The sequence below is a fragment of the Thermus oshimai DSM 12092 genome (assembly GCF_000373145.1).
GTDB classification, from domain to species: domain Bacteria; phylum Deinococcota; class Deinococci; order Deinococcales; family Thermaceae; genus Thermus; species Thermus oshimai.
Map to the genome: position 1 here is coordinate 198,271 of NZ_KB890614.1, position 24,628 is coordinate 222,898.

The 24,628-nt window shown below is 69.0% G+C and carries 30 protein-coding genes; 24 read left to right on the top strand and 6 right to left on the bottom strand.

From position 1 onward, the window contains the following. The first annotated feature begins 6 nt into the window (after positions 1 to 6). The 19 genes from soxX (B043_RS0106665) (at position 7) to B043_RS0106760 (ending at position 15,726) form a co-directional block, all read left to right on the top strand. Positions 7 to 579, top strand: a complete 573-nt coding sequence (gene soxX / locus B043_RS0106665) for a sulfur oxidation c-type cytochrome SoxX (RefSeq protein WP_018461387.1) — start codon at positions 7 to 9, stop codon at positions 577 to 579. Then, positions 576 to 2,297, top strand: coding sequence for a thiosulfohydrolase SoxB (soxB, locus tag B043_RS0106670; protein WP_018461388.1), 1,722 nt, complete (start codon positions 576 to 578; stop codon positions 2,295 to 2,297). Before soxX (B043_RS0106665) ends, soxB begins: the two co-directional genes overlap by 4 nt. Continuing rightward, the gene (soxX, locus tag B043_RS0106675; RefSeq protein ID WP_026234166.1) at positions 2,294 to 2,854 is read left to right on the top strand and encodes a sulfur oxidation c-type cytochrome SoxX; all 561 of its coding nucleotides are present in this window, start codon (positions 2,294 to 2,296) and stop codon (positions 2,852 to 2,854) included. The genes soxB and soxX (B043_RS0106675) overlap by 4 nt, the downstream gene beginning before the upstream one ends. A gap of 3 nt (positions 2,855 to 2,857) precedes the next feature. Beyond that, positions 2,858 to 3,652, top strand: a complete 795-nt coding sequence (gene soxA / locus B043_RS0106680) for a sulfur oxidation c-type cytochrome SoxA (RefSeq protein ID WP_026234167.1) — start codon at positions 2,858 to 2,860, stop codon at positions 3,650 to 3,652. A 2-nt stretch (positions 3,653 to 3,654) separates the two neighbouring features. Then, positions 3,655 to 4,086: a rhodanese-like domain-containing protein gene (locus B043_RS0106685; protein WP_018461391.1), complete on the top strand. Its 432-nt coding sequence runs from the start codon at positions 3,655 to 3,657 to the stop codon at positions 4,084 to 4,086. Next, positions 4,083 to 4,934, top strand: a complete 852-nt coding sequence (locus B043_RS0106690) for a translation initiation factor 2 (RefSeq protein WP_018461392.1) — start codon at positions 4,083 to 4,085, stop codon at positions 4,932 to 4,934. The genes B043_RS0106685 and B043_RS0106690 overlap by 4 nt, the downstream gene beginning before the upstream one ends. A gap of 12 nt (positions 4,935 to 4,946) precedes the next feature. Next, entirely contained in the window at positions 4,947 to 6,233 is a 1,287-nt protein-coding gene (locus tag B043_RS0106695; protein WP_018461393.1) for an FCSD flavin-binding domain-containing protein, read from the top strand. A gap of 64 nt (positions 6,234 to 6,297) precedes the next feature. Continuing rightward, entirely contained in the window at positions 6,298 to 7,581 is a 1,284-nt protein-coding gene (soxC, locus tag B043_RS0106700; RefSeq protein ID WP_018461394.1) for a sulfite dehydrogenase, read from the top strand. Next, positions 7,574 to 8,122, top strand: coding sequence for a c-type cytochrome (locus B043_RS0106705; RefSeq protein ID WP_016329821.1), 549 nt, complete (start codon positions 7,574 to 7,576; stop codon positions 8,120 to 8,122). Before soxC ends, B043_RS0106705 begins: the two co-directional genes overlap by 8 nt. A 9-nt stretch (positions 8,123 to 8,131) precedes the next feature. Beyond that, positions 8,132 to 8,800, top strand: a complete 669-nt coding sequence (ccdA, locus tag B043_RS0106710) for a cytochrome c biogenesis protein CcdA (RefSeq protein ID WP_016329820.1) — start codon at positions 8,132 to 8,134, stop codon at positions 8,798 to 8,800. A gap of 38 nt (positions 8,801 to 8,838) precedes the next feature. Continuing rightward, positions 8,839 to 9,408, top strand: coding sequence for an ABC transporter ATP-binding protein (locus tag B043_RS0106715; protein ID WP_016329819.1), 570 nt, complete (start codon positions 8,839 to 8,841; stop codon positions 9,406 to 9,408). Next, the gene (locus tag B043_RS0106720) at positions 9,405 to 10,070 is read left to right on the top strand and encodes a heme exporter protein CcmB (RefSeq protein ID WP_016329818.1); all 666 of its coding nucleotides are present in this window, start codon (positions 9,405 to 9,407) and stop codon (positions 10,068 to 10,070) included. Before B043_RS0106715 ends, B043_RS0106720 begins: the two co-directional genes overlap by 4 nt. Positions 10,071 to 10,117: 47 nt before the next feature. Beyond that, positions 10,118 to 10,801, top strand: a complete 684-nt coding sequence (ccsA, locus tag B043_RS0106725; protein ID WP_038036929.1) for a cytochrome c biogenesis protein CcsA — start codon at positions 10,118 to 10,120, stop codon at positions 10,799 to 10,801. 91 nt (positions 10,802 to 10,892) lie between these two features. After that, positions 10,893 to 11,321 carry a cytochrome c maturation protein CcmE gene (ccmE, locus tag B043_RS0106735; protein WP_016329815.1) on the top strand — a complete coding sequence of 143 codons (429 nt, stop codon included), beginning with the start codon at positions 10,893 to 10,895 and terminating at the stop codon, positions 11,319 to 11,321. Beyond that, the gene (locus B043_RS0106740; protein ID WP_016329814.1) at positions 11,318 to 13,249 is read left to right on the top strand and encodes a heme lyase CcmF/NrfE family subunit; all 1,932 of its coding nucleotides are present in this window, start codon (positions 11,318 to 11,320) and stop codon (positions 13,247 to 13,249) included. Before ccmE ends, B043_RS0106740 begins: the two co-directional genes overlap by 4 nt. Before the next feature lie 53 nt (positions 13,250 to 13,302). After that, positions 13,303 to 13,779, top strand: a complete 477-nt coding sequence (locus B043_RS0106745; RefSeq protein ID WP_413217682.1) for a TlpA family protein disulfide reductase — start codon at positions 13,303 to 13,305, stop codon at positions 13,777 to 13,779. Beyond that, entirely contained in the window at positions 13,776 to 14,198 is a 423-nt protein-coding gene (locus tag B043_RS0106750) for a cytochrome c-type biogenesis protein (protein ID WP_016329812.1), read from the top strand. Before B043_RS0106745 ends, B043_RS0106750 begins: the two co-directional genes overlap by 4 nt. Further along, positions 14,195 to 15,175, top strand: a complete 981-nt coding sequence (locus B043_RS0106755) for a c-type cytochrome (protein ID WP_016329811.1) — start codon at positions 14,195 to 14,197, stop codon at positions 15,173 to 15,175. The genes B043_RS0106750 and B043_RS0106755 overlap by 4 nt, the downstream gene beginning before the upstream one ends. Further along, positions 15,172 to 15,726: a Rieske 2Fe-2S domain-containing protein gene (locus B043_RS0106760; protein WP_018461397.1), complete on the top strand. Its 555-nt coding sequence runs from the start codon at positions 15,172 to 15,174 to the stop codon at positions 15,724 to 15,726. Before B043_RS0106755 ends, B043_RS0106760 begins: the two co-directional genes overlap by 4 nt. On the opposite strand, the gene tyrS is transcribed toward B043_RS0106760, so the two are convergent. Further along, entirely contained in the window at positions 15,723 to 16,997 is a 1,275-nt protein-coding gene (tyrS, locus tag B043_RS0106765; RefSeq protein WP_016329809.1) for a tyrosine--tRNA ligase, read from the bottom strand. The genes B043_RS0106760 and tyrS overlap by 4 nt on opposite strands. Positions 16,998 to 17,019: 22 nt before the next feature. Here tyrS and B043_RS0106770 point away from each other — a divergent pair, with 22 nt between their 5' ends. From B043_RS0106770 to B043_RS12655, 3 genes are read left to right on the top strand one after another with little or no spacing between them, the layout of a single operon-like run. Then, the gene (locus B043_RS0106770; RefSeq protein ID WP_016329808.1) at positions 17,020 to 17,397 is read left to right on the top strand and encodes a hypothetical protein; all 378 of its coding nucleotides are present in this window, start codon (positions 17,020 to 17,022) and stop codon (positions 17,395 to 17,397) included. Positions 17,398 to 17,456: 59 nt separating this feature from the next. Then, entirely contained in the window at positions 17,457 to 17,756 is a 300-nt protein-coding gene (gene rpsT / locus B043_RS0106775) for a 30S ribosomal protein S20 (RefSeq protein WP_016329807.1), read from the top strand. 12 nt (positions 17,757 to 17,768) lie between these two features. After that, positions 17,769 to 17,852 carry a 30S ribosomal protein THX gene (locus B043_RS12655; protein WP_008632889.1) on the top strand — a complete coding sequence of 28 codons (84 nt, stop codon included), beginning with the start codon at positions 17,769 to 17,771 and terminating at the stop codon, positions 17,850 to 17,852. Between the two features lie 52 nt (positions 17,853 to 17,904). Here B043_RS12655 and B043_RS0106785 read toward each other — a convergent pair whose 3' ends face one another. The 3 genes from B043_RS0106785 to B043_RS0106795 are packed head-to-tail and all read right to left on the bottom strand — an operon-like array spanning position 17,905 to position 20,973. Further along, positions 17,905 to 18,639: a DUF4388 domain-containing protein gene (locus B043_RS0106785; protein WP_018461398.1), complete on the bottom strand. Its 735-nt coding sequence runs from the start codon at positions 18,637 to 18,639 to the stop codon at positions 17,905 to 17,907. Further along, positions 18,624 to 19,493: a homoserine kinase gene (gene thrB / locus B043_RS0106790; RefSeq protein ID WP_018461399.1), complete on the bottom strand. Its 870-nt coding sequence runs from the start codon at positions 19,491 to 19,493 to the stop codon at positions 18,624 to 18,626. The genes B043_RS0106785 and thrB overlap by 16 nt, the downstream gene beginning before the upstream one ends. 31 nt (positions 19,494 to 19,524) lie before the next feature. Next, positions 19,525 to 20,973: a bifunctional ADP-dependent NAD(P)H-hydrate dehydratase/NAD(P)H-hydrate epimerase gene (locus tag B043_RS0106795; RefSeq protein ID WP_018461400.1), complete on the bottom strand. Its 1,449-nt coding sequence runs from the start codon at positions 20,971 to 20,973 to the stop codon at positions 19,525 to 19,527. A gap of 17 nt (positions 20,974 to 20,990) precedes the next feature. On the opposite strand from B043_RS0106795, the gene B043_RS0106800 reads away from it, so the two are divergent. Further along, a complete protein-coding gene (locus B043_RS0106800; RefSeq protein ID WP_018461401.1) occupies positions 20,991 to 21,734 on the top strand; it encodes an SIR2 family NAD-dependent protein deacylase in 744 nt (247 codons plus the stop codon). Here the strand turns inward: B043_RS0106800 and B043_RS0106805 are convergent. Next, positions 21,707 to 23,020 (bottom strand): acetyl-CoA hydrolase/transferase family protein, encoded by a 1,314-nt coding sequence (locus B043_RS0106805; RefSeq protein ID WP_016329802.1) that lies wholly within the window; start codon positions 23,018 to 23,020, stop codon positions 21,707 to 21,709. The two genes, B043_RS0106800 and B043_RS0106805, sit on opposite strands and share 28 nt — an antisense overlap. Beyond that, complete coding sequence (locus tag B043_RS0106810; protein WP_018461402.1) at positions 23,017 to 24,075, bottom strand: alanine dehydrogenase; 1,059 nt, start codon at positions 24,073 to 24,075, stop codon at positions 23,017 to 23,019. Before B043_RS0106810 ends, B043_RS0106805 begins: the two co-directional genes overlap by 4 nt. Positions 24,076 to 24,145: 70 nt before the next feature. Between B043_RS0106810 and B043_RS0106815 the strand changes: the two genes are divergently transcribed. Continuing rightward, a complete protein-coding gene (locus B043_RS0106815; RefSeq protein ID WP_016329800.1) occupies positions 24,146 to 24,622 on the top strand; it encodes a DUF456 family protein in 477 nt (158 codons plus the stop codon). Positions 24,623 to 24,628: the final 6 nt, after the last annotated feature.

Below are 24,628 nucleotides of genomic sequence, written 5' to 3' on the forward strand. Positions count from 1 at the left end.
GTAGCCATGCGGAAGCTTGCCATCCCACTTCTCCTCCTGGTCTTGGCCCTGGCCTTGGCCCAGCGGTACTTCACGGAGGAAGAGCTTAAGCGCATCCAGGAGGGCGGCAAGGCTTATTCGGAGGTCTTCATCAACCAGCGCCCGGACCAGGCCCTTTGCTCCCTGCACAAAAACCGCCTTCCCGCGGAGCTCCTTCCCAAGTTCATAGAAGAGCAGCGGGCCCTCATCCGCTACCCCGCGGACGGGAAGCTCATGGGGGACTGGCGCAAGGGTGGGGCCATCTTCAACAACCTGCAGAAGGCCAACTGCTTCTCCTGCCACTTTGGCTCCCCTGTGCACCTGGGGGGGGACGTGGGGCCCAGCCTGGAGAAGTACGGTCTCCAGCGGGGCCAGTCGGAGGCGGTCCAGCGCTACACCTACGAGGTGATTTACAACTCCTGGGCCTACTTCCCCTGCACGGTCATGTACCGCTTTGGGGCCTTGGGGGGCCTCACCCCGGAGGAGATCGCCGACGTGGTGGCCTACCTCCTGGACCCTGAGTCCGACTTCAACACCAAGCCCGCGGTGGGGTCGCGATGAACCGAAGGGAGCTCCTCTTCCTGCTCTCCGCCCTGGCCGGCCTTTCCCCTAAGGCCCTGGCCCAGGTGCTGGAGAACCCGTCCAAGCTTTACGACCTTCCCCCTTACGGGGAGGCCACCCTCCTTTACTTCTCGGACCTCCACGGCCAGGCCTTCCCCCACCACTTCATGGAGCCCCCGAACCTCATCGCCCCCAAGCCCCTCATGGGGCGGCCCGGGTACCTCACGGGGGAGGCCATCCTGCGCTACTACGGGGTGCCTCGAGGCTCCCTTCTCGCCCACCTCCTCTCCTACCTGGACTTCGTAGAGCTGGCCCGGGCCTTCGGCCCCTTGGGTGGGTTCAGCGCCCTCACCGCCCTCATCCGAACGCAGAAGGCCCAGGTGGAGGCGGAAGGGGGGAAGGCCCTGGTCCTGGACGGGGGGGACACCTGGACCAACTCCGGGCTTTCCCTCCTCACCCAGGGGGAGGCCATCGTGGAGTGGCAGAACCTGGTGGGGGTGGACCACATGGTCTCCCATTGGGAGTGGACCCTGGGGCGGGCGCGGGTGGAGGAGCTCCTCAGTCGGTTTGGGGGGGAGCTCCTCTCCTACAACGTGGTGGACGAGCTTTTCGGAGATCCCCTTTTTCCCGCCTACCGCCTCCACCGGGTGGGGCCTTACGCCCTCGCGGTGGTGGGGGCCAGCTACCCCTACGTGAAGGTCTCCCACCCCGAGGAGTTCACCGAGGGGCTTTCCTTTGCCCTGGACGTGCGCCGGCTCCAGGAGGCGGTGGACCGGGCCCGGGCCGAAGGGGCGGACGCGGTGGTCCTCCTCTCCCACAACGGCCTCCAGCTGGACGCGGCCCTGGCGGAGCGGGTGCAGGGGATAGACCTCATCCTCTCCGGCCACACCCACGACCTCACCCCCCTGCCTTGGCGGGTGGGGAAGACCTGGATCGTGGCGGGGAGCACCGCGGGGAAGGCCCTCATGCGGGTGGACCTGAAGCTCAAGAAGGGAGGGGTGGCCAACCTGCGGGTGCGGGTGCTGCCGGTTCTGGCGAACCACCTTCCCAAGGCCGAGGACGTGGAGGCCTTCTTGGAGGAGAAGACCGCCCCCCACCGGGACCACCTCTTCGCCCCCCTGGCGGTCACCGAAACCCTCCTCTACAAGCGGGACACCCTCTACTCCACCTGGGACCAGCTGGTGGGGGAGGCGGTGCGGGCCACCTATCCGGAGGTGGAGGTGGTCTTCAGCCCCGCGGTGCGCTGGGGGACCACCCTTCTCCCCGGCCAGGCCATCACCTACGACCACCTCTACGCCTACCTGGGCTTCACCTACCCCGAGCTCTACCTCTTCTACCTCAGGGGGGAGCAGATCCGGAACGTGCTGGAGGACATCGCCAGCAACGTCTTCACCCCCGACCCCTTCTACCAGCAGGGGGGGGACGTGAGCCGGGCGGTGGGCCTGCGGTACGTCCTGGACCCCGACGCCCCCGCGGGCCGGCGCATCCGGGAGGTGGAGGTGGGGGGGAGGCCCCTAGACCCGAACCGCCGCTATTTGGTGGCCGCCTACGGGGGGAGGCTCCAGCGGGTGGGGGAGGCCAAGCCCGGGTATGAGCCCAGGCCCATCCACGAGGTGGTGGCGGCCTACCTGAAGTCCGTGGGGCGGGTGCGCGTCCTGCCCGAGCCCAACGTGCGCGTTCTGGGGCGCAACTACCGTGTACCGGAGGTGACGGGATGAAGCGAAGTGCGGTTTTGGCCATAGGTCTTTTGCTCCTGGGCCTCGGGTTTTCCCAGTTAAGCCCCTTCAAGGCCCGGCTCCAGGCGGCCATCCAGTCCGGTGGCCCCGAGTTTGCCCAGGTGATGCTGGGCCAGGATAAGGCCCAGGCCCTCTGCACCCAGTACCGGGACAAGCTCCCCCCCGAGCTCATCCCGGCCTTCCTGGAGGAGCAGAAGGCCCTCATCAAGTACCCCCAGAACGGGAAGCTCATGGGGGACTGGAAGAACGGGGAGAAGGTCTTCACCGACCCCAGGCGGGGGAACTGCTACGCCTGCCACCAGGGGGTGGCGGACGAGGTGGCCCACGGCACCATGGGGCCGAGCCTCCTGAACTACGGGGCCAGGGGCCAGTCCGAGGCGGTGGTGCGCTACACCTACGAGAAGATCTACAACGCCTGGGCCTTCGTGCCCTGCTCCCTCATGTACCGGGGCGGGGTGCACGGCCTCTTCACCCCTGAGGAGACCGCGGACCTGGTGGCCTTCCTCTTGGACCCTGAGTCCCCCATCAACCGGAGGTGAGCTGTGAGGAAGCGCCTTGTTCCTGTTCTGTTGGGCTTGGCTGGCCTCGGGGCCCTCTTCGCCTACACCCAAGGGCAGAAGCCCCTGGACCCCTTTGAGGAGGCCATGCGCCAGCGGCAGATGTACCTGGAAACCTTCGGCGTGCTCCCCGGGGAGCTCTTCGTGGAGGAGGGCAAGGAGCTCTTCCACCGCAAAGGGCCTTCCGGGAAGACCCTCGAGGCCTGCGACTTCGGCAAGGGGCCTGGGGTGCTGGAAGGGGTCTACGCCATCCTGCCCAGGTACTTCCCCGATAGCCGCAAGGTGGAGGACCTGGAAAGCCGGGTCTACACCTGCATGCAGACCGTCCAGGGGTATAAGCCAGGGGAGATCAAGCGGGAGGAGGTGCAGGCCATCACCACCTACATCGCTTCCTTCTCCTCCAAGGCCAAGATCCAGGTGGTGCCCAAGCACCCGGAGGAGCTGGCCATGTACAACCTGGGCCGGGAGCTCTGGTATACCCGTGCCGGGAGCCGGGACATGAGCTGCGCGGTCTGCCACGACCAGTACGCCGGCCAGAGGGTGCGCCTCTCCCCGGTGCGGAGCCCCAAGCAGGGCCTGGGGAACGAGTGGCCGGCCTACCGCTTTGAGGCGGACAAGCTCTACACCATGGAGGACCGGATCAACTTCTGCTACGAGTCCATCGGCATCCACCCCCCCGCCTTCTACTCCGAGCCCCACATCGCCCTTACGGTCTACATGCTGGCCGAGGCCACCAAGGCGGGGAAGACCTTTGAGGAGCTCCCCTTCTTCACCCGCTAGCCATGCGTAGGCGCGACCTCCTCCTTTTCCTCCCCCTCCTCCCCCTGGCCCGGGGGGCGGAGGGGGAGGGGTGGGTCCAGGCCTTTGGAACCTTCATAGAAAAGGTACCCCCGGCGAGCTACCTGGTCTACCCCACGGAGGCCGCGGACCTCCTCCTCTTTGAGCCCTTGGTCCTGGACGTGCGCACGGAGGAGGAGCGCAAAAAGGGGTACATCCCGGGCTCGGTGCACATCTACGCGGGCCAGGTGCCGAGGCGCCTTTCCGAGCTCCCCAAGGATAAGGAGGCCCTCATCCTGGTCTACTGCAACTCGGGGAGCGTTTCCATGGTGGTGGCCGCCTTCCTACAGGCGGCCGGGTACAAGAACGCGAAGAACATCGCCCATGGGTTCAAGGGCTGGCTGGACGCCGGCCTGCCGGTGGAGGGAGGATCATGAGGAAGCTTTTTGCGCTCTTTTTGGTGGCGGGCCTTTCCCTGGCCCAATCTCTCCTGGTGGAGGTGCGGGGAAGCCTCGAGGCGGTGGAGGGGAGGACCCTGGCCGCCCTCAAGGCGGTGGGCCTGGAGCCCGACCGGGTGCTGAACCTGGGGGAGCAGGTGCGCCAGGTGACGGGGCCCGGCTTCCCCGACTACCGGCTCATCGTCCTCAAGCCGGAAAAGGGGAGCCTCGAGGCGGTGAGCAAGAACCCCATGGCGGCCATCGTCCTGCCCCCCACGGTGTTCATCACCGGAGGGGGGGAGCGGTACACCGTGGGCACCTTTGACGGCCGCCTCCTTTTTGGGATGCTGGGGGTGTACGGGGGCGAGGTGGAGCGGCTCACCTGGCGGCTGGAGGCCGCGCTGGGCCGGCTTGGGGTGGTGAAGCGCCTGCCTCCGGCCATGATGCCCGACCCCTCTAGCGGCATGATGCCCGCCCTTTTCTACCGCGTCCCCAACGCCGCCCTGGAGGACGTGGTCCTCCAGGTGGAGGCGGAACTGGCGGCAAACGGCCTTAACCTCCTCCCCAACGTGAAGGTGGGCCCGGTGACGGTGATCATGCCCTGCAAGAGCGAGTGGGCCCGGATCATGTTCCTCACCCAGCCCGCGGGGGGCTTCGCTGCACCCTGCCGCTTCTTCGCCATGCAGATGGGCAAGGACGTCCTGGTGGGGGCCATCGAGCCCATGCTCATGACCATCATGCCCGGGGTCATGGGCTCCCCTGCGGTGGCCATGCTCCAGGAGGCCCGCCAGGTGATGAGCTCCGTTTTGGAGACCGTGGGCGGGGTGCCCTACCGCCCTGGTCCATAAGGGAGGGAACGCATGAGCAAGGTGAACCGGCGCCAGCTTCTCAAGACGGGGGCCGCCTTGGCCGCGGCCGGGGCCTTGGGCCAGGGCTTCGCCCAGGAGTTCTACGCTTCCCCGCCCACCCTCCTCCCCCGCACCCGGGCCCCCCGGGTGGTGGTGGTGGGGGGCGGCTGGGGCGGGACCACCGTGGCCCGAAAGGTGAAGCAGCAGAACCCCAACGTGGAAGTGGTCCTGGTGGAGCAGAAGCCCCTTTTCATGTCCTGCCCCATGTCCAACCTCTTCCTGGCGGGGGTGAAGCCTCTGGAGTGGCTCGTCTTTGACTACACCAACGTGGTCAAGGACGGGGTGGTCTTCGTCCAGGAAAGGGTCTTGGACATCAACCTGGGCCGCCGCCTGGTGCGCACCACGGGGGGGTACCTTTCCTACGATTTCCTGGTCCTGGCCCCTGGCGTCGCCTACATGTACGAGGCCATCCCCGGCTACCAAGAGGCCAAGCAGTTCCTCCCCGTGGGCTTCCGCCCCTTTGAGCACATCGCCTTGAGGCGCATGCTGGACCAGTTTGACGAGACCGGTGGGGAGCTCGTCATGTACATCCCCAACCCCCCCTACCGCTGCCCCCCGGGCCCCTACGAGCGGGCGGCCATGCTGGCCTGGCGGCTTAAGACCAAGGGGGTAAAGGGGAAAGTCATCGTCCTAGACGCCAACCCACAGCCCATCTCCAAGGCCCCTGGCTTCCTCGCCGCCTACAACGAGCTCTACAAGGACTACCTGGAGTACGTGCCCAACACCCGCATCACCGGCCTGGACTACGGGAAGAAGGTGGTGCAAACCGAACTTGGGGACGTGCCCTTCACCCTGGCCAACATCATCCCCCCCATGAAGGCCGCGGACATCGTCCAGCAGGTGGGCCTGGGGGAACGCTGGGCCAACGTGCGCATCCCCTACTTCTTCTCGGAGAAGGACGACCGGGTTTACCTGCTGGGGGACATCACCGGCAACACCCCCTACCCCAAGAGCGGCATGGTGGCCTACGTCTCCGGCACCATCGTGGCCCGCCAGATCACCGAACGCCTCCAGGGGAAGCCCCTCACCGAGATCCCGCCCGAGCTTCCCAACAACATCTGCTACTCCTTTGTGGACTCCGAGGAGGCCATCTGGGTGGCGGCCAACTACTCCTGGGACGAGGCGGCCAAGCAGATCAAGAGCCAGAGCTCCGTGGACAACCAGCGCTCCGCGGCCAACGGCACCGCGGCTTTCGGCTGGGCCACGGGGATCTGGAACGACATGTTCGGCCCCGCCTAACCCCCTGCCCCGCCCCCCAAGGGGGCGGGGTTTTCTGTAGCCCCTAGATACTGTGGGAGGGTATATGGACCGAAGGAAGTTTTTCCGGCTTCTAGGCGCAGGGGGCCTTTTGGGCCTCCTAAAGGGAAAGGCCCAGGGTGCGCCCTGGGACGAGAAGGCCTTTGAGCCCCTGAAGACCCTGGGGGCCCCTCTTTCCGAGTACGGGACCCGGAGCCCCTTTGAGGAAGGGGTGGTGCGCTACATCTCCCCCAACCTGCGCACCCGGCACTCGGGGGCGGACTTCGCCCCGCTGGAGAAGCTGGAGGGGGTCATCACCCCCAACGGCCTCCACTTTGAGCGCCACCACGCGGGGGTGCCCCAGGTGGACCCCAAGGCCTACCGCCTGGTGATCCACGGCATGGTGGAACGGCCCCTGGTCTTCACCCTGGAGGACCTCAAGCGCTTCCCCTCCGTGACCCGCACCTACTTCATTGAGTGCGCGGGCAACGGGCAAAACGGCTACCGCAACCCTCCGGACCCTAACCTCACCGCCACCCGTAGCCGCGGCCTGGCCTCCAACGCCAGCTGGACCGGGGTGCCCTTGGCCCTCCTCCTCAAGGAGGCGGGGGTTAAGCCCGAGGCCAAGTGGCTCATCCCCGAGGGGATGGACGCGGCCATGTACACCCGCTCCCTCCCCCTGGAGAAGGCCATGGAGGACGTGCTGGTGGCCTACGCCCAAAACGGGGAGGCCCTGAGGCCGGAGCAGGGCTACCCCGTGCGCCTGGTGGTGCCGGGCTGGGAGGGGAGCATCCAGGTGAAGTGGCTCCGCCGCATCCTGGTCACGGACCTGCCCACCATGGCCAAGGACGAGACCAGCGAGTACACGGACGTGATGGCGGACGGCCGCGTTCTCGCCTTCACCTGGGTCATGGACCCCGAGTCCATCATCACCTACCCCTCGGGGCTCCAGGAGATCAAGCCGGGCTTCCACGAGATCCGGGGCTTGGCCTGGAGCGGGCACGGCCGCATCACCAAGGTGGAGATCTCCTTTGACGAGGGCAGGACCTGGCGCCAGGCCACCCTCGAGCCCCCCGTGGAGCGCTACGCCTTCGTGCGCTTCAAGATGCCCTGGTACTGGAACGGGGAAGAGGTGGTCCTCTGGAGCCGGGCTTGGGACGAGAAGGGGAACACCCAGCCCACCCGGGAGGAGTTTTTCAAGAAGTGGGGGAAGAACAACCGCTACCACTACAACGCCATCCAGGCCTGGCGCGTGCTGAAGGACGGCCGGGTGGTGAACGGGGACCGGCCCCTGGGGAGCGTGGCCTTCGGCCCGGCGGGCGGGTGCGGTGGGGAGGTGTTTGATGGTTAAGCGCGTCCTGATCCTCTTAAGCCTCTTGGGCCTGGCCTTGGGGGCCCGCTACGGCCTCGGGACCCCCATTTCCGAGGACCTCGCCCTCCAGTACGACCTCCGGCCCGCCGTCCTCCCCGATGGCCGGGGCCTTCCCCCGGGGGAGGGGAAGGTGGAGGAGGGCGGGCGGATCTACGCGGAGAAGTGCGCCTCCTGCCACGGGGCCAGCGGGGAGGGGTACCCCTTCAACCGCCTGGTGGCCGAGCCCTTCCCCATCACCCCGGATACGGAGCCCGTGGAGTACGCCATCGGCAACTACTGGCCCTACGCCACCACCCTGTACGACTACATCCGCCGGGCCATGCCCTTCGGGGCCGAGGGGAGCCTCACCAACGAGGAGGTCTACCACCTGGTGGCCTACCTCCTCTACATGAACGGCATCACCGACGCGGACACCCCCATCAACCAGACCACCCTGCCCAAGATCCGCATGCCCGCCCGGGAGCTTCTGGACCTGGATCCGGAGACGAAGCGCCGCTTTCCCTGGCTCACCCTGCCGTAGGATGGGGTCATGACGGTCTCCTTGGGCGCGGCCTTTCTGGCGGGGGTGCTCTCCTTCCTCTCCCCTTGCGTCCTGCCCCTGGTCCCCACCTACCTCTTCTACCTGGGGGGGGAGAGGGGGCGCCCCCTCTTCAACGCCCTCTTCTTCATCCTGGGCTTCGGGGCGGTGTTCTTCCTCCTGGGCCTCCCCTTCACCCTCCTCGGGGGGCTCCTCTTTGAGTACCGCCCCCTCCTCGCCCGGATCGGGGGGGTGCTCCTCATCCTCTTCGGCCTCTACATGCTGGGCCTAAGGCCCCGCTGGAGCGTGGGCCTCCGCTACCAGGGGGAGACGGGAAGCCCCCTGGGGGCGTTCCTCCTGGGGGCCACCCTGGGCCTGGGGTGGACCCCCTGCATCGGCCCCATCCTGGGGGCCATCCTCACCTTGACCGCGGTGGGGGGCGGGGTGGGGCTCCTTTTGGCCTACATCCTGGGCCTGGCGGTGCCCTTCTTCCTGGTGGCCCTCTTCGCGGAGCGGCTCAAAGGGTGGCTTAGGCGGGCGGGGCGGCTTTCCCACTACGTGGAGCTTTTGGCGGGGGTGGTGCTCCTCCTGGTGGGGGTCCTCCTCCTCACGGATACCCTCACCGCCCTCAACGCCTTCTTCCTGCGCCTGACCCCCGAGTGGCTCCAACGCTACCTCTAGGGACGTTTTTCCCGAAGGGTGCGGGGTAGACTTAAGCCATGTTGCTTCGCCTCGAGGGCCTCTCCAAGCGCTTTGGCCGCGACTGGGTCCTGAAAGACCTCGCCTTCACCCTAGAAAGGGGAGAGGTGGTGGCCCTCCTGGGCCCCAACGGGTCCGGCAAGACCACCCTCCTGAGGCTCATGGCGGGGCTCTTGAAGCCCACAAGGGGCTTTGTGGAGCGGAAGGGGCGGGCCCTCTTCCTCCCCAACCCCCCGGCCTTCCACCGCCACCTCACCGCCCGGGAGCACCTGGCCTACGACCTGGCCTTCCACGGGCGGAAGGGGGAGGTGGAGGGGGTGTTGGCCCGCTTTGGCCTTCCCCCGGAAGGCCCCCTCTTCACCTTTTCCAGCGGGATGAAAAAGCGCCTGGCCCTGGCCCGCTTCCTCCTTCTTAGGCCCGAGATCTGGCTTCTGGACGAGCCGGAAACGGCCCTGGATGGGGAGGGGCGGGGCCTCCTTAGGGAGGTCCTCTCCGAGGCCAGGCGGGAGGGCGGGGTGGTGCTGGCCACCCACGACCTGGCCCTGGCGGAGGGCGTGGCGGACCGGGTCCTGCGCCTGGGGGCGGCGTGAGGCGGATCCTCCTCCTGGCCCTGAGGGACCTCCGCCTCGAGGTGCGGGACCGGGCCGGGCTCGCTTCCCTCCTGGCCTTCTTCCTCCTCACCGTCTTCCTCATGGCCCTGGCCCTGGGGCCGGAGGAGGGCCTCCTGAGGCGGGCGGGCCCAGGGGTGCTCTGGGTGGCCTTGGCCTTCATCAGCACCCTTCTCGCCAGCCGGGCCTTCGCCCTGGAGGTGGAGGACGGCACCCTGGACGACCTCCTCCTCACCCCCGGGGGGAAGGAGTGGGTCTATTTCGGCAAGCTCCTCTTCCAGATGCTCCTCCTCGCCCCCTTGGGGGCCCTGGCCCTTTTGGTGGTGGCCGGGCTCTTCTACCTTCCCCTGGAAAAGGGGCTCGCCCTTTACCTTACGGTGCTCCTCGGCACCCTGGGCTACGCCAGCGTGGCCACCTTCTACGCGGGGCTCCTCGCCCGGCTTCGGGGGCGGGAGGTTCTGTTGCCCCTCCTCCTCTTCTCCTTAGTGGTGCCCGTGGTCCTGGCCGCGGTGCGGGCCAGCCTGGGCCTGGTGGAGGGGGTGGACCTTGGAGAGGTGGCGGGCTGGTGGCAGCTCCTTGGGGTCTTTGACGTGGTGTACGTCACCGCCGCGGCCCTCCTCTTCCCGGTGGTCATGGAGGGGTAGTTCACGGTGGCTTAACCGAGAGGCGGCAAACTTAAGGAGGAGTGACCATGACTGCGCAGATGAAGGACCGACCGGACACCTGGACCTGGCTCTTCCTGGGCCTGGGCCTGGCCCTCCTGCCCGTGGGGCTCTACCTGGCCCTGGCGGCCCCCCCGGACGCCAACCAGGGGTACCTGGCCCGCATCATGTACCTGCACGTGCCCGGCGCCTGGCTGGGCTACCTGGCCTTCTTCGTCACCTTCCTCTACTCCCTCCTCTACCTCTTCCGCCAGGACCCCCGCCTGGACCGGGTGGCCCTGGCCAGCGCGGAGATCGGCCTGGTCTTCATGGGGCTGGCCTTGGTCACGGGGATGCTCTGGGCCCGGCCCACCTGGGGGGTGTACTGGACCTGGGAACCTAGGCTCACCACCACCGCCATCCTCTTCGCCGTCTATGTGGGCTACTTCCTCCTCCGGGGGGCCATTGAGGACCCCGAGCTCCGCCGCAAGGCGGCGGCGGCGGTGGGGATTCTGGGCTTCATCAACGTGCCCATCAGCTACATGTCCGTGAAGTGGTGGCGGAGCCTCCACCAGACCCAGTCCATTGACCTCACCACAGGCAAGATCCACATGGCCCCGGAGATGCTCCAGGCCCTGCTCTTTAACCTCTTGGTCTTCACCCTGCTTTACCTGGGGTTTTTGCGCTTCCGGGCGTTCTTGGCCGCCCTCGAGGCCCGGAAGGAGGAGGCATGAGCGAGGTCTTCGTCACCTGGGTCTACGCCCTCACCTACCTCACGGTCTTCGGCTACCTGGCCTACCTCTTTTGGCGGTACCGGAGGGTGCGATGAGGCTCAAGTACGCGGTGGGGCTTCTGGTCATCCTGGGGGCCTTGGGCTACCTCATCTTCGGGGGCCTGGGCCAGAACCTGGTCTACTTCCTGACCCCTTCCGAGTACCTGGAGGGGCAGGCCCGCTACCAGAACCGCCCCGTGCGCCTGGGGGGGCTCGTCAAGCCGGGCACCGTCCAGTACGACAAGGACCGGCTGGAGCTCCGCTTCGTCCTCACGGACGGGGTGGCGGAGGTGCCGGTGGTCCACAAGGGCACCCCCCCGGGGATGTTCAAGGAGGGGCAGGGGGTGGTGGTGGAGGGCCGCTTCCGGGAGGGGACCTTCCAGGGCACCAACCTTCTCGTGAAGCACTCGGAAACCTACCAGCCCCCCAAGGAGGGCTACACCCCCGAGGAGGTCCGGAAGCTCATTGAGGAGGCCAAATGACCCCGGCCCTTCTGGGCAACCTGGGCGTAAGCCTGGCCCTAGCCTTTAGCCTCCTGGGCCTGGCCCTGGCCCTCCTCGCCTACCTCCAGGGGGAAGGCCGCCTCTTAAAGGGGGCGAGGGCCCTGGTCCTCCCCGCCTTCCTCGCGGCCCTTACCGCTTTCCTCGCCCTGGAGTGGGCCCTCCTCACCCACGACTTCACCCTGGCCTACGTGGCCGCCCACCACACCACCAAGGACCCCCTTTGGGTCACCCTGGTGACCCCCTGGGCGGCCCTGGAGGGCTCCATCCTCCTTTGGGGCCTCCTCCAGACCTTCTACACCCTCCTGGCCAGCCGCCGCCTCCCCGATCCCTGGCGTTCCTCCCTCATCCTAGCGGTCCTCTTCGGCATCCAGGTCTTCTTCTTCGGGGTCATGGCCACGGCGGCGAGCCCCTTTGAGACCCTGCCCAACCCTCCCCCGGACGGCATGGGCCCCAACCCCCTCCTCCAGAACCACTGGATGATGGCCGTGCACCCCGTGCTCATGTACCTGGGCTTCGTGGGGTTTTCCGTACCCTTCGCCTACGCGGTGGCCGCCATGGCCACCAGGCGCTACCAGGCCTGGGTGGGGGAGACCCGCTGGTGGGCCCTCATCGCCTGGGGCTTCCTCACCGCGGGGAAGGTGGCGGGGGGGTGGTGGAGCTACGAGGTTCTGGGCTGGGGCGGGTACTGGGCCTGGGACCCGGTGGAGAACGCCAGCTTCATCCCCTGGCTTCTCGCCACCGCCTTCCTCCACACCGCCTACGTGCAGGAGACCCGGGGGGCCTTCAAGGTCTGGAACTTCGCCTTCGTGACCCTGGCCTTTTCCGCCACCCTCCTCGGCACCTTCCTCACCCGGAGCGGGGTCATCCAGTCCGTGCACGCCTTCGCCGAAGGCCCCGTGGGCCCCATCTTCCTAGGGGGCTTTTTGGCCTCCCTTTTCCTCGGCCTCGGCCTCCTTTACCGGGTGAGCCGGGAGGTGCGGGACGCCGCGGTCTTCCGTCCCCTTTCCCGGGAAGGGGCTTTGCTCCTGGGGGCCTTCTTCTTCGCGGGCTGGGCCTTGGTGGTCCTCCTGGGGACCCTCTACCCCCTCCTGGTGGAGGCGGTTTCCGGGGCTAAGGTGAGCGTGGGGGCCCCCTTCTTCAACCAGATCTCCGCCCCCATCGGGGTGGGGATCCTCCTCCTCATGGGGGTGGGGCCCATCCTCCCCTGGCGGCGGCCGCGGCCCGAGGTCTTCCGCAACCTGTACCTTCTCCTTGCGGGCCTCCTCTTGGGAACCCTTTTCGGCCTCCTCCGGGGCTACACCCTGGGGGCTTCCTTGGCGGTGGGGCTTTTCCTCTACAACGCCCTGGCCGTGGGGCTTCTTTTCCGGGAGGGCTTTCTAGCAAGAAAGGCGGCGGGGCTTAACCCCTGGGGCTTTCTGGAAAACCGCAGGCGGGTGGGGAGCCTCCTCGTCCACTTTGGCGTGGCCCTCATGGGCCTGGCCATCGCCTTCAGCCAGGCCTACCGCCTCGAGGCGGAGAAGACCCTCTACAAGGGCCAGTCCTGGCCGGTGGCGGGCCTCACCCTCACCTTCCAGGGGGTGCGGGCCCTGGACGAGGGGCGGCGCTTCGCCGTGGAGGCCCTCCTCCGCACCGATCGCTTCGGGGAGGTGCGCCCCAGGCTCCACTTCTACCCCCAGATGCAGTCCCCCCTGCCCTCCCCCAAGGTGGTCTACACCCTGAAGGACGACTACTACTTCGTCCTCATGGACTTTGACCGGGAGAAGGGGGAGTGGGCCTCCATCCGGCTCATCCTCACCCCCATGGTCCTCTGGCTCTGGGTGGGGGGTGGGCTCATGGCCCTGGGGACGCTCTACATCCTCTGGCCCGCGGGCCGGCGGGCCGAGGTGGGGGAGGTGAAGGCGGCGTGAGGTGGTTCTGGCTCCTCCTCCCCCTTCTCCTGGCGGGGCTTTTCTGGTGGGGGATGCAGCGGAACCCCAAGGAGCTGCCCTCCGTCCTGGCCCAGGAAAGGCGCCCCGCCCCGGACTTCACCCTGCCCCTCCTCCCCCCCTACCGGGCGGAGTGGGGGGAGGCCTTCCGGCTTGGGGACCACCTGGGCAAGAAGCCCATCCTCCTCAACTTCTGGGCCAGCTGGTGCTACCCCGCCTGCTACGAGGAGGCCCCGGTGCTGGAATCCTTCTGGCGGCGCTACCGGGAGCGGGTGCTCTTCGTGGGGGTGAACGTGCAGGACAAGGAGGCGGAGGCGGTGCGCTTCGTGGAGCAGTTCGGCCTTTCTTTCCCCAGCGTCTTTGACCCCCGGGGCCGGGTGGGGGTGGACTACGGGATGTACGGGGTGCCCGAAACCTTCCTCATCGACCGGGAGGGCCGGGTGGTCCTAAGGCACGCGGGGGCGGTGGACGAGGCCGCTTTGAGCCGCTACCTGGAGGAGGTGCTCCGGTGAGGCTTTTCCTTCTCGTCCTCCTCTTCTGGGCGGGGGCCCTGGCCCAGGAGACCGCCCCGCCCCCCGACCTTTCCCCGGAGGTGTTCCAGATCGCCCGGGCCCTCCGCTGCCCCGTGTGCCAGGGGGAGTCCGCGGCGGAGAGCAACTCCGGGGTGGCGGTGGAGATGCGCCGGCTCATCGCCGAGATGCTCCAAGAGGGCAAGAGCCCCGAGGAGATCAAGGCCTTCTTCGTGGAGCGCTACGGGGACTGGATCCTCTACGAGCCCCCCCGGAGGGGCCTTACCCTCTGGGCCTGGGTCCTGCCCCTTGTGGCCCTTCTCCTCCTTGGCCTTGGGCTTTTCGCCTACTTCCGGCCCAGGCCCCTGCCCAAGGAGCTTTTGGAAGAGGCGGAGCGCCGGATGAAGGAGCCCCCGGCATGACGGCCACCCTTCTTTTCCTCCTTTTCCTGGCCCTGGGCCTTTTCCTGGCCCTAAGGCCCCTTTTCGGCCCCAAGGAGCCCTTCCCCGAGCCCCCCAGGCGGGAGGACCTCCTTAAGGAACTCGAGGTCCTAAAGGAGGAGGCGAAGGCCCTGGAGGGCGAGGAGCGCAGGCTGGCCCTGGCCCGCATGGTGGAGCTGGAGCGGGCCCTGGAGGGCTACCGCCCCCCAGCGCCCCGGCCTTTCCGGCCCCTCCCCCTCTTCCTGGCCCTGGGCGCGGTGCTCCTCCTGGGGGTGGGGCTTTGGCGCTACACCCTGCCCCGGCTTCCCGGGGAGACGGTGACCACCCAGCGCCTCGAGGCCCAGAAGCTCCGGGCCTTGGCGGAGAGGGCGAAGGGCACGGGGGCGGTGGAGGACCTCCTGGCCTGGGGGCGGGAGGCCTACGCCCTGGGGGTTTACGAGCAGGCGGCGGAGGCCTACCTCAAGGTGCTGGAGAAGGACCCCAGGAACGTGGAGGCCATCCGCCGGGTGGGCATCCTCCTCTTCATGGCCGGGCGGCCGGAGGAGGCGAAGGCCTTCCTGGAGATCGCCCAGCACGCGGACCCCAAGGCCGCGGAGGGCTGGCTCTTCCTGGGGAACCTGTACTTCCAGGAGGGGGACCGGGAGCGGGCCATCGCCGCCTGGGAGAAGTACTTGGAGGTGGGGGGGGAGGCCCGGGAGCGGGTCCAGGGCCTGATCCAAATGGCCAAGGCCCAGGAGGCGGGCGGGACGGACGGGCGCACGGTGTACCTGGCCCGCTGCGCGGCCTGCCACGGGCCGGAGGCCGAAGGGGGGGTGGGCCCCAGGCTCAAGGGGAACCCCATCCTAAGGGCCCCCGAGGCGGTACGGGAGATCGTGCTAAGGGGCCGGGGCACCATGCCCGCGGTGCCCCTTTCCGAGGAGGAGCTTAAGGCCCTTCTGGACTACCTGAAAACGCTATGAGGCGGCGCGACCTCGTCTTCTACCTTCCGGTGGCGGCCGCGGGAGGGTTTTTCCTGTGGTTTGGGGTGCGCACCTACAACCTCCGCTTCCGCCCCCGGCCGGAAGCCATGGAGCCCCAGTGGAAGGAGGGCCCCCGGGTGGAGGTGGCCCGCCTGGGGGAACTCCCCCTTTGGGGGGCCAAGCCCTTCCACTACCCTCTGCCCCAGGGGGAGCTTTCGGCCTTCCTCCTCCGCCTCCCCGAGCCCGCCCCTGGGGGGCTTTCCCTGGGGGAGGAGCACTACATCGCCTTTAGCCGCATCTGCACCCACCAGGCCTGCACCCTGAACTACGTCCCCGACCCCGAGGCCGCCTCCCTCCTCTACAACTTCCGCTACGAGCGCCCCTTCCTGGGCTGCCCCTGCCACTTCGGGGCCTTTGACCCCCTCCTCGGGGGGAAGGCGGTCTACGGCCCCCCCCGCTACCCCCTGCCCCGCCTGCGCCTCGAGGCCCAAGGGGAGGCCCTCTACGCCACCGGGCACGAGGTGCCCCTGAGGCCCATGGAAGGGCTTTAAAGGGGCCGCACCCGGACGAAGCGGTCCTTGCCCCGCTGGAGGACCAGGGGGCCTTTGAGCTCCACCTCCAGGTGGGGGTCCTCTACCACTTCCCCGTTGATCCTAAGGCCCCGGTTCTTGATAAGCCGCTTGGCCTCGGCGTTGGAGGGGGTGAGGCCCGCCAGGGTGAAGAGGCGGGCCACGGGGATCCGGCCCTCCTTTAGCTCAGAAGGGGGGATCTCCACCTCGGGCAGGTTCTCGGGGATGGCCCCCTTGGCCACCTGGTCGTAGCGGGCCTCGGCCTCCCGCACCCCTTCGGGGCCCACCCCCTGGTCCCGGCCGAAGGCCGCCCAGGCGTAGCCCAGGCCCTCGTAGTAGGCCCGGTCCAGCCTGGGGGGAAGGAGGGGCTCGCTGTAGGCGGCGGTGAGGAGCCGGGCCAGGACCCGGTGGGCGGGCACCGGCCCCTGGGCCAGGACCTCCCCGATCTCCGCCTCCGTTAGGTCCGTGAGCAGGCGGAAGTAGTCGGGAAGGAGGGGGTCGGGCACCCACATGAGCTTCTTGAACATCACCTCTGGGGGGTCGGTGATGCCGATGTAGTTGTCCAGGCTCTTGGACATCTTCTCCCGGCCGTCCAGGCCCACGAGGAGGGGCATGAGGAAGCAGACCTGGGGGGCTTGCCCGTAGGCCCGTTGCACCTCCCGGCCCACCAGGAGGTTGAACTTCTGGTCCGTGCCCCCCATCTCCACGTCCGCCCGGATGGCCACGGAGTCGTAGGCCTGGGCGAAGGGGTAGAGGAACTCGTGCAGGGAGATGGGGATGCCTTCCTCGTAGCGCTTCTTGAAGTCCTCCCGCTCCAGCATCTGGGCCACGGTGAGGAGGGAGGTGAGGCGCACCACCTCCTTGAAGGTGAGCCCTTCCAGCCACTCGGAGTTGTAGCGGAGCTCAAAGAGGTGGGGTTCCTGCCTCAGGATCTTCCCCGCCTGCTCCACGTAGCTCTTGGCGTTTTCCCGGGTTTCCTCCAGGGTGAGGGGGGGGCGGGTCTTGCTCCGGCCCGAGGGGTCCCCGATCATCCCCGTGAAGTCCCCGATGATGAGCACCACCTTGTGCCCGAGCTCCTGGAACTGGCGCATCTTTCTCAGGACCACCGCGTGGCCCAGGTGGAGGTCGGGCCGGGTGGGGTCGGCCCCCAGCTTCACCGTGAGGGGCCGGCCCTCCGCCAGCTTGGCCTTGAGCTCCTCCTCGGGGATGATCTCCGCGCTCCCCCGCTTGAGCCAGGAAAAGGCATCCTCCATGCCCCCAAGTATACTGAGGGCAATGCGCAGCCTGGGTTTCCTCCTTTTGGTGGCGTTGGGGATGTACTGGTACGCGGAGGAGTACGGCCTGGCCGTGGGCTACCCCCCGTTCCTCCCCATGCTCTACTGGAAGTACACCGGGGAGGCCCGCTACCCCATAAGGGTGACCGGCCTCATGGACGCGGTGAAGGTCAAGGTGGGGGGGGAGCTTAAGGAGGGGCGGCTTTGGGTGGCCCTCCTAAGGGAGGGGCGGGTGGTGGGGGAGGAGCGCTTTAGCGGGGCTTTTCAGCGCGAGCTCCGCTTTCCCACCGCCCCTGGGGAGTACGTGATCCGTTTCCGCCTCGAGGACGCCAAGGGCTTCGTGCGCTACGACTGGGTGGCCACCAAGTTTGCCCCCTAGGGCCCGGATGTGCTACACTTGAGCCTGGCTTGCCCCCTGGGGGGCATAAGGGGAGGATCATGGCGCAAAAGAAACCCAAGAGGAACCTTTCTGCTCTGAAGCGGCACCGCCAGTCCCTGAAGCGCAGGATGCGCAACCGGGCCAAGAAGTCGGCCATCAAGACCCTGAGCAAGAAGGCCGTGGCCCTGGCCGCGGAGGGCAAGGTGGAGGACGCCCTCACCATCCTGCGCAAGGCCCAGAGCCTCATTGACAAGGCGGCCAAGGGTTCCACCCTGCACAAGAACACCGCGGCCCGCAAGAAGTCCCGGCTCATGCGCAAGGTGCAGAAGGCCCTGCAGGCCGCAGGGGTCCAGGCCTAAGGGAGGTGCCTTATGGGTAAGGGCGACCGTCGCACCCGTAGGGGCAAGATCTGGCGCGGCACCTACGGCAAGTACCGCCCCCGCAAGAAGAAGTAGGCCCTTTAAGGGCCTTGGTTTCCCCACCGCGGGCAACGCAGCGGTGGGGCCTCTAGCTTTCCCGCTCCATCTCCCAGAGGAGGTCCCTGAGAAGCCACCCCCGCCCCGGGGGGGAAAGCTCCCCGGAGGAAAGCCCCCGCACCAAATAGCGGCGCACCAGGTCCACGGGCACCCCCTGGGCGATGATCTCCCCCAGGTTGCGGGTCCCGTCCAGGAGGGCGGCCAGGGCGCCGAACTCCTCCAGGGTGGGGCTCTTCTTCCCTTGGTGGCGGATCCTCAGGGCGTACCAGGCGTAGCGGCGAAGGGGGTAGAGGTCCCCCTCCCTCACCCCCATGTAGGCCCGTTCCATGGCGATGAGGAGGGGCACCCCCCAGGCCTTGGCCGCAGCCCGCACGCTCTTCCCCCCCTGGAAGACCTCGTAGGGCTCCTTGGGGCGGATGGCCTCCAGGACGCGGCTTGGGGAGTCCACCAGGGTGCGGAACCGGTCCCACTCGTCGTTCACCCGGGCCCACTCCCCGAGAAGGGCGGCGAAGGGCATGAGGGGCTTTTCCGTCCCCGGGGGCCCGGGGCGGAAGCGGAAGCGCCCCTCCTTGGGGTGGAGGGGGAAGGTGAAGAGGGCCTCCAAGCCCTCCCAGTCCAGGATGGCCGCCCCCACCACCTCCCCCGCTTGGAGCCTCAGGGTGAGGGGCAGGGGGCCGGCCTGCACCTCCAAGGTCCCGGAGCGCCGGTGCTCGTGGATGAGGCTTAAGGCCTCCGTTAGAGGGAAAACGCTCAGCTCTCCTTCCAAAAGAACCCCTCCCCGATCTCCAGCACCAGGATACGCCCTTCCCCCCGGTAGGCCTCCAGGGCCCTTGCCACCCCCTCTTCCTCCCCTTCCCGCACCAGCGCGGCCACCGTGGGCCCCGCCCCGCCGATGAAGGCCGCCAGGGCCCCCGCCGCCAGGGCCTTTCCGATGGCCTCCAGCACCCCGGGCATGAGGTGGGCCCGGTGGGGCTGGTGGAGGCGGTCTTGGCAGGCCTCCTTTAGGGCCTCGAGGCGGCCTGAGAAGAGGGCCGCGGGCCAGAGGGCGCTCCGGGCCAGGTTGAAGATCGCGTCCCGAAGGGGCACCTTCTCGGGCAGGGCCTTTCGGGCCAGGGGGGTGGGCACCTCGTAGGGGGGCACGGCGAGCACGAAGCGCACCCCTTCCGGGCGGGGGAGGGGGATGGCCAGGGGGGGGTCCGCCAGGGCGGCCACGAACCCCCCGTAGACCGCGGGGGCCACGTTGTCCGGGTGGCCCTCCAGCCCGGCCGCCACCCGGAAGACCCCTTCCCGGCCAAGCCGCCCCCCGGAGGCCCGGTCCGCCAGGGCCACCCCGGCCACCAGGGCGGCGGAGGAGCTTCCCATGCCCCGGGCCAGGGGGATGGGGTTGAAGGCGCGGATTAAAAGGGGCTCGGGGGAAAGCCCTAGGGCGCGCATCCCGGCCCGGTAGCCCTCGTGGATGAGGTTATCCGGGCCCTCCACCTGGCCTTCGCCCTCGTACACGAAGAGGTCTTCCCGGGCGGGCTCGGCCTCCACCTGTAGGTAAAGGTCCAGGGCCACGCCCAGGGCGTCAAACCCGGAGCCCAGGTTGGCGAGGGTGGCGGGGACGAAGAGGCGGGGCATACAAGTCCCCTTCAGGATACCAGTGGGCCCTCTAGACCACCCCGAAAGGCATGGGTACCCGCCCCTCCTCCAAAAGCCGCCTCGCCCGGGGCAGGGCCTCGGCCACCTCGTGGGCCAGGAGGCCTATCCCCTTTTCCCCCGCCAGGAGGTCCCCCGCTAGGCCATGGAGGAAGACCCCGAGCCTCGCCGCCTCAAAGGGGGGAAGGCCCGCGGCTAAGAGGGCGGCGATGGCCCCCGAGAGCACGTCCCCCGTGCCCCCGGTGGCCAGGGCGGGGTGGCCCGTGGGGTTCACGGAAAGCCTCTCCCCTTCCGCCACCACCGTGGGGGCCCCTTTGAGGACCACGGTGAGGCCCGTCCGCTCGGCCAGGGCCCGGGCGGCCTCCAGGGGGTCTCCCGCCACGGCCTCCGGCGTGGTGCCGAGGAGGCGGGCCGCCTCCCCCGCGTGGGGGGTGAGGACCGCAGGAAGGCCCCGCCTGCGGTAGGCCTCCGCCACCTCGAGGGTCAGGGCGTCCGCGTCCAGGACGGTGGGGAGGCCCGCCTCCAAGGCCGCCAGGGCCCAGGCCGCCCCCCAAGGCCCCCCACCCATCCCCACCGCCAGGGCCTCCACCTTGAGGGGGGGAAGGCTGGGGGCGGGCACGGGGTGGAAGACCGCCTCCAGGGGCGAAGGGGGGTGCCCCTTGGGCAGGACCAGGTGCACCAGACCGGCCCCCATGCGGTAGGCCCCGAGGGCGGCGAGGAGGGGGGCCCCCGCGTAGAGGAGCCCTTCCCCCCGGTACCCCCCCAGAACCCCCACCCGGCCCACGCTCCCCTTGTGGGCGGTGAGGGGGCGGCGGGGGAGGAGGGGCCTTAGGGCCTCCAAGGTGGCGACCTCCGGGAGGGTGGAGTCCTCCAGGAGGTCCTTAGGGAGGCCGATCTCCGCCAGGAAAAGCCGCCCGCAGGCCTCCCGCTGAAAGAGGTGGGGCGTCTTGAGCCCCCCGAAGGCCACGGTGGCCGTGGCCCGCACGTGGGGGGCGTGGGGGAGCCCCGAGGGCAGGTCCAGGGCCAGGATGGGGAGGCGGGAGGCGTTCATCCTTTCCACCAGCCCCGCGTAAAACCCCGTAAGGGGCCCTTTTAGCCCGGTGCCGAAGAGGGCGTCCGCCAGGACCTCCCCTTCCGCCCAAGAGGCCTCCTCCAGGGGGCGGACCTCCACCCCGTGGGCCAGGAGGGCCTTTAGGGCCAAAAGGGCGTCTCCCTTCTGCCCCTCCTCCGCATACACCCGCACCCTCACCCCCTCCAGGAGGAGGTGGCGGGCCAGGACGAGCCCGTCCCCGCCGTTGTTCCCTTTGCCCGCAAGGACCACCGCGGGGGCCTCGCCGAAGAGGGCCCGGTAGACCCGGGCCGCCTTCATCCCCGCCCACTCCATGAGGAGGAGGGTGGGGTAGCCCCGCTCGGCCGCCCGTTCGTCTGCCCGGCGCATGGCCTCGGGGGTGAAGAGCCGCATGGTTCTACAATAGCCCCATGGGGCTGGAAGAGGCGAGAAGGCGCCTGAGGGAGGCCAAGCGGGTGGCGGTCCTCACGGGGGCGGGGATCTCCAAGCCCTCGGGGATCCCCACCTTCCGGGACGCGGAGGGGCTTTGGAAGGCCTTCAACCCCCTGGACTACGCCACCCCCGAGGCCTACGCCCGGGACCCCAAGAAGGTCTGGGCGTGGTACGCCTGGCGCATCGCCAAGGTGCGGGAGGCGGAGCCCAACCCCGCCCACTACGCCTTGGCCCGCCTCGAGGCCGACCTCCTGGCCCGGGGCGGGGACTTTCTCTTGGTAACCCAGAACGTGGACGGGCTCCACGCCCGCGCGGGGAGCAAGAGGCTGGTGGAGCTCCACGGGAACATCCTCCGGGCCCGCTGCGAGGCCTGCGGGCGGCGCTTCCCCCTCCCCGAGGCCTTCCCCATCCCCCCCTCCTGCCCGGCCTGCGGGGCGCGGGCCCGGCCCGACGTGGTCTGGTTCGGGGAGCTCCTCCCCGAGGGGGCCTGGGAAAAGGCCTTAAGGGCCTTCTCCGAGGCCGACTTCGCCCTGGTGGTGGGCACCAGCGCGGAGGTGGAGCCCGCGGCCTCCTTGGGCCGCATCGCCTATACGGCAGGGGCCTACCTGGTGGAGGTGAACCCCGAGCCCACCCCCCTCACCCCCTTAGCCCACCTCTCCCTGCGCCTGGGGGCGGTGGAGGGCCTGGAGGCCCTTTACCCCTTGAGCTCGGCCCCGGGGTAGCTCCGGGGGAGGAGCTTCCGCTCCCAGGCGGCTTTAAGAAGCTCCTCCCGGAAGTCCGGGTGGGCCACCTCGATGAGGGCCAGGGCCCGTTCCCTTAGGGAGCGGCCGAAGAGCTCGGCGATGCCCCACTCCGTCACCACGTAGTGCACGTCCGCCCGGGTGGTGACCACCCCCGCCCCCGGCTTCAGGTAGGGGACGATGCGGCTTTGGCCCTTGGCCGTGGAGGGGAGGGCGATGATGGGCTTCCCCCCCTCGCTCCGGGCCGCCCCCCGGATGAAGTCCAGCTGGCCCCCGAAGCCCGAGTAGATGCGGGTGCCGATGGAGTCCGCCACCACCTGGCCCGTGAGGTCCACCTCTATGGCGGAGTTGATGGCCACCATCTTGCGGTTCTGGGCCACCACGAAGGGGTCGTTCACGTAGTCCGCGGGGTGGAGCTCAAAGAGGGGGTTGTCGTGCACGAAGCGGTAAAGCCGTTCCGAGCCCAGGACGAAGGTGCCGATGATCTTGCCCGGGTGGAGGGTCTTCCGCGCCCCGGTGATGAGCCCTTTCTCCAAGGCCTCCAGGACCCCGTCGGAGATCATCTCCGTGTGCACCCCGAGGTCGCGGCGGCCCTCGAGGCTGGCCAGCACCGCGTCGGGGATGGCCCCGATGCCCATCTGCAGGGTGGCCCCGTCCTCAATGAGGCTGGCCACGTGGGCCCCGATGCGCCGCTCCACCTCCCCGAACCCCTCCCGCTTGAGCTCCGGCAGGGGGTAGTCCATCTCCACGATGGCCGTGAAGCGGGACACGTGCACGAAGGTGTCCCCCAGGGTGCGGGGCATCCTGGGGTTCACCAGGGCGATGACCAGGGGGGCGCTTTCCAGGGCGGCCTTGGTGGCGATGACCTCCACCCCCAAGGAGCAGAACCCGTGCTCGTCCGGGGGGGAGACCTGGACAAGCGCGGCGTCCAGGGGGAGGACCCGCCTTTTAAAGAGCCAGGGCACCTGGTGGAGCATGATGGGCACGTAGTCCGCCCGGCCCTCGTTCACCGCGGGCCGGTCCGCCGGGCCCACGAAGAGGGAGCGCCGCCGGAAGTGCCCCTCCATTTCGGGCCCCGCGAAGGGGTCTTCCCCCATCTGCAGGAGGTGGATGAGCTCCACCCCTTCCAGTTCGTCCTTGCGGGCGGCTAGGGCTTTGAGGAGAGGGGTGGGGGTGGCGGCGTTGCCGGAAACGAAGACCCGCATCCCCGAGCGGATGAGGCCCACGGCGTCCTCGAGGCTGGTGAGGCGCTTGCGGTAGGCGCTCACAGCTCACCTCCCTTCTCCCCCCGGAAGAGGTAGGCCCCCGCGCGCAGGGCCTCCGGCCCCTTTTCCCCGAGCTCCTTCAGGTAGGGCAGGAGGTGGAGGGTGAGGGCGTGGCTGGCGGTGCGGGGCACCAGGGCCGGCACGTTGGGCACGCAGAAGTGGGTGACGCCCAGCTCCTGGTAGATCCCCGGGCGGCTGGTCTCCGCCACCCCGCCTTGGTCTATGGCGAAGTCCAGGAGGACGGAGCCGGGCCGCATCCTCTCCAGAAGGCTCCGGGTGAGGAGGATGGGGGTCCTCTCCCCGGGCACCGCCACCGCCCCCACCAGGACGTCCGCGAAGGCGGTGTAGCGCTCCAGCCGGGTCTGGGTGATGAGGGCGGTCACCGCCCCCGCCGCCTCCTGGGCCGCCCGCTCCAGGGCCTTCAGGTCCTGGTCCAGGAGGTAGACGGAGGCCCCGGCCCCCAAGAAGGCCTTGGCCGCGGCCCGGCCCAGGACCCCGGCCCCCAGGATGACCACGTCCGCCGGCGGGATGCCGGGCAGGCCGGAAAGGAGGATCCCCGGCCCCTGGGGGGCCTCCAGGAGGCGGCCTGCGATCTGGGGGGCAAGCCGCCCCGCGATCTCGCTCATGGCCTTAAGCACCGGCCGCTCCTCGGGGGTGCCCAAGAGCTCGTAGCCGATGGCGGTGAGGCCCTTCGCCTCCAGGGCCTCCAAAACCCCGGACTCCGCCGCCGCCAGGTGCAAAAAGCCCAGGAGGACCGTTCCGGGGCGCAGGAGGGCGATCTCCTCGAGGCTGGGCCGCCCCACCCTTAAGACCACCTCCCCCCGGCGGTAGGCCTCCTCCTGGGTGTAGACGATGCGCGCCCCGGCGCGCTCGTACTCCTCGTCGGGGAAGCCCGCCCCTTCCCCGGCCCCCCGCTCCACGAAGACCCGGTGCCCCAGGGCCACAAGCTCCCGCACCCCTTGGGGGGTGAGGGCCACCCGCCTTTCCCGCACCTCCTCCCCCGCCCAGGGGGGTAGGGCCCTGAGGGCCCCGCGCTCTTTCGGCAGGCTAAAGTCCATACCTCCTTGAGCTTACGCCCTACCGAAGGGCCACTTGTCCCTAGGGGGGCCTTTGGGTAGGCTTCTCCCCATGGAGGCCTTCGCGGACTGGCTCTTTGTGGTCCTTTGGGCCCTTGGGGTCCTCCTCACCTTCCTGCCCTTCGTGCCCGCCACCTTGGTGGTCCTTCTGGCTGCGCTTCTCCACGAGCTTTTGGTGGGCTTCCGCGAGCTTTCCTTGGGCCTTTGGCTCGGCCTCCTGGCCCTGGGCCTTTTTGCCATGGCCCTGGACAACCTGGCGGCCCTCCTTGGGGCCAGGCGCTACGGGGCCGGCCGGGCGGGGCTATGGGGGGCCTTCCTCGGGGGGCTTTTGGGCCTCTTCTTTGGGGTTTTGGGGGTGCTCCTCCTGCCCTTTTTGCTGGCCTGGCTCTTTGAGTGGCTTTCGGGAAGGAGGCCGGAGGAGGCCCTACGGGCCGCCTGGGGCACGTTGGTGGGCCTCATGGGGGGGATGGTGGGGAAGGCCCTTTTGCACCTAGCCATGGGCCTTCTCGTCCTCCGGGCCATCTTTTAGGGTAGG

Coding starts and splice junctions, on each gene's coding strand:
- B043_RS0106760 (WP_018461397.1), top strand. CDS start 15,172: ATGAGGCGGCGCGACCTCGTCTTCTACCTTCCGGTGGCGGCCGCGGGA.
- B043_RS0106770 (WP_016329808.1), top strand. CDS start 17,020: ATGCGCAGCCTGGGTTTCCTCCTTTTGGTGGCGTTGGGGATGTACTGG.
- B043_RS0106800 (WP_018461401.1), top strand. CDS start 20,991: ATGGGGCTGGAAGAGGCGAGAAGGCGCCTGAGGGAGGCCAAGCGGGTG.
- soxB (WP_018461388.1), top strand. CDS start 576: ATGAACCGAAGGGAGCTCCTCTTCCTGCTCTCCGCCCTGGCCGGCCTT.
- B043_RS0106795 (WP_018461400.1), bottom strand. CDS start 20,973: ATGCGGCTCTTCACCCCCGAGGCCATGCGCCGGGCAGACGAACGGGCG.
- B043_RS0106740 (WP_016329814.1), top strand. CDS start 11,318: ATGACCCCGGCCCTTCTGGGCAACCTGGGCGTAAGCCTGGCCCTAGCC.
- B043_RS0106815 (WP_016329800.1), top strand. CDS start 24,146: ATGGAGGCCTTCGCGGACTGGCTCTTTGTGGTCCTTTGGGCCCTTGGG.
- ccmE (WP_016329815.1), top strand. CDS start 10,893: ATGAGGCTCAAGTACGCGGTGGGGCTTCTGGTCATCCTGGGGGCCTTG.
- B043_RS0106745 (WP_413217682.1), top strand. CDS start 13,303: ATGCAGCGGAACCCCAAGGAGCTGCCCTCCGTCCTGGCCCAGGAAAGG.
- soxX (WP_018461387.1), top strand. CDS start 7: ATGCGGAAGCTTGCCATCCCACTTCTCCTCCTGGTCTTGGCCCTGGCC.
- tyrS (WP_016329809.1), bottom strand. CDS start 16,997: ATGGAGGATGCCTTTTCCTGGCTCAAGCGGGGGAGCGCGGAGATCATC.
- thrB (WP_018461399.1), bottom strand. CDS start 19,493: ATGCCCCGCCTCTTCGTCCCCGCCACCCTCGCCAACCTGGGCTCCGGG.
- B043_RS12655 (WP_008632889.1), top strand. CDS start 17,769: ATGGGTAAGGGCGACCGTCGCACCCGTAGGGGCAAGATCTGGCGCGGC.
- B043_RS0106810 (WP_018461402.1), bottom strand. CDS start 24,075: ATGGACTTTAGCCTGCCGAAAGAGCGCGGGGCCCTCAGGGCCCTACCC.
- soxX (WP_026234166.1), top strand. CDS start 2,294: ATGAAGCGAAGTGCGGTTTTGGCCATAGGTCTTTTGCTCCTGGGCCTC.
- B043_RS0106705 (WP_016329821.1), top strand. CDS start 7,574: ATGGTTAAGCGCGTCCTGATCCTCTTAAGCCTCTTGGGCCTGGCCTTG.
- soxC (WP_018461394.1), top strand. CDS start 6,298: ATGGACCGAAGGAAGTTTTTCCGGCTTCTAGGCGCAGGGGGCCTTTTG.
- B043_RS0106685 (WP_018461391.1), top strand. CDS start 3,655: ATGCGTAGGCGCGACCTCCTCCTTTTCCTCCCCCTCCTCCCCCTGGCC.
- B043_RS0106695 (WP_018461393.1), top strand. CDS start 4,947: ATGAGCAAGGTGAACCGGCGCCAGCTTCTCAAGACGGGGGCCGCCTTG.
- rpsT (WP_016329807.1), top strand. CDS start 17,457: ATGGCGCAAAAGAAACCCAAGAGGAACCTTTCTGCTCTGAAGCGGCAC.
- B043_RS0106755 (WP_016329811.1), top strand. CDS start 14,195: ATGACGGCCACCCTTCTTTTCCTCCTTTTCCTGGCCCTGGGCCTTTTC.
- ccsA (WP_038036929.1), top strand. CDS start 10,118: ATGACTGCGCAGATGAAGGACCGACCGGACACCTGGACCTGGCTCTTC.
- ccdA (WP_016329820.1), top strand. CDS start 8,132: ATGACGGTCTCCTTGGGCGCGGCCTTTCTGGCGGGGGTGCTCTCCTTC.
- B043_RS0106690 (WP_018461392.1), top strand. CDS start 4,083: ATGAGGAAGCTTTTTGCGCTCTTTTTGGTGGCGGGCCTTTCCCTGGCC.
- B043_RS0106715 (WP_016329819.1), top strand. CDS start 8,839: ATGTTGCTTCGCCTCGAGGGCCTCTCCAAGCGCTTTGGCCGCGACTGG.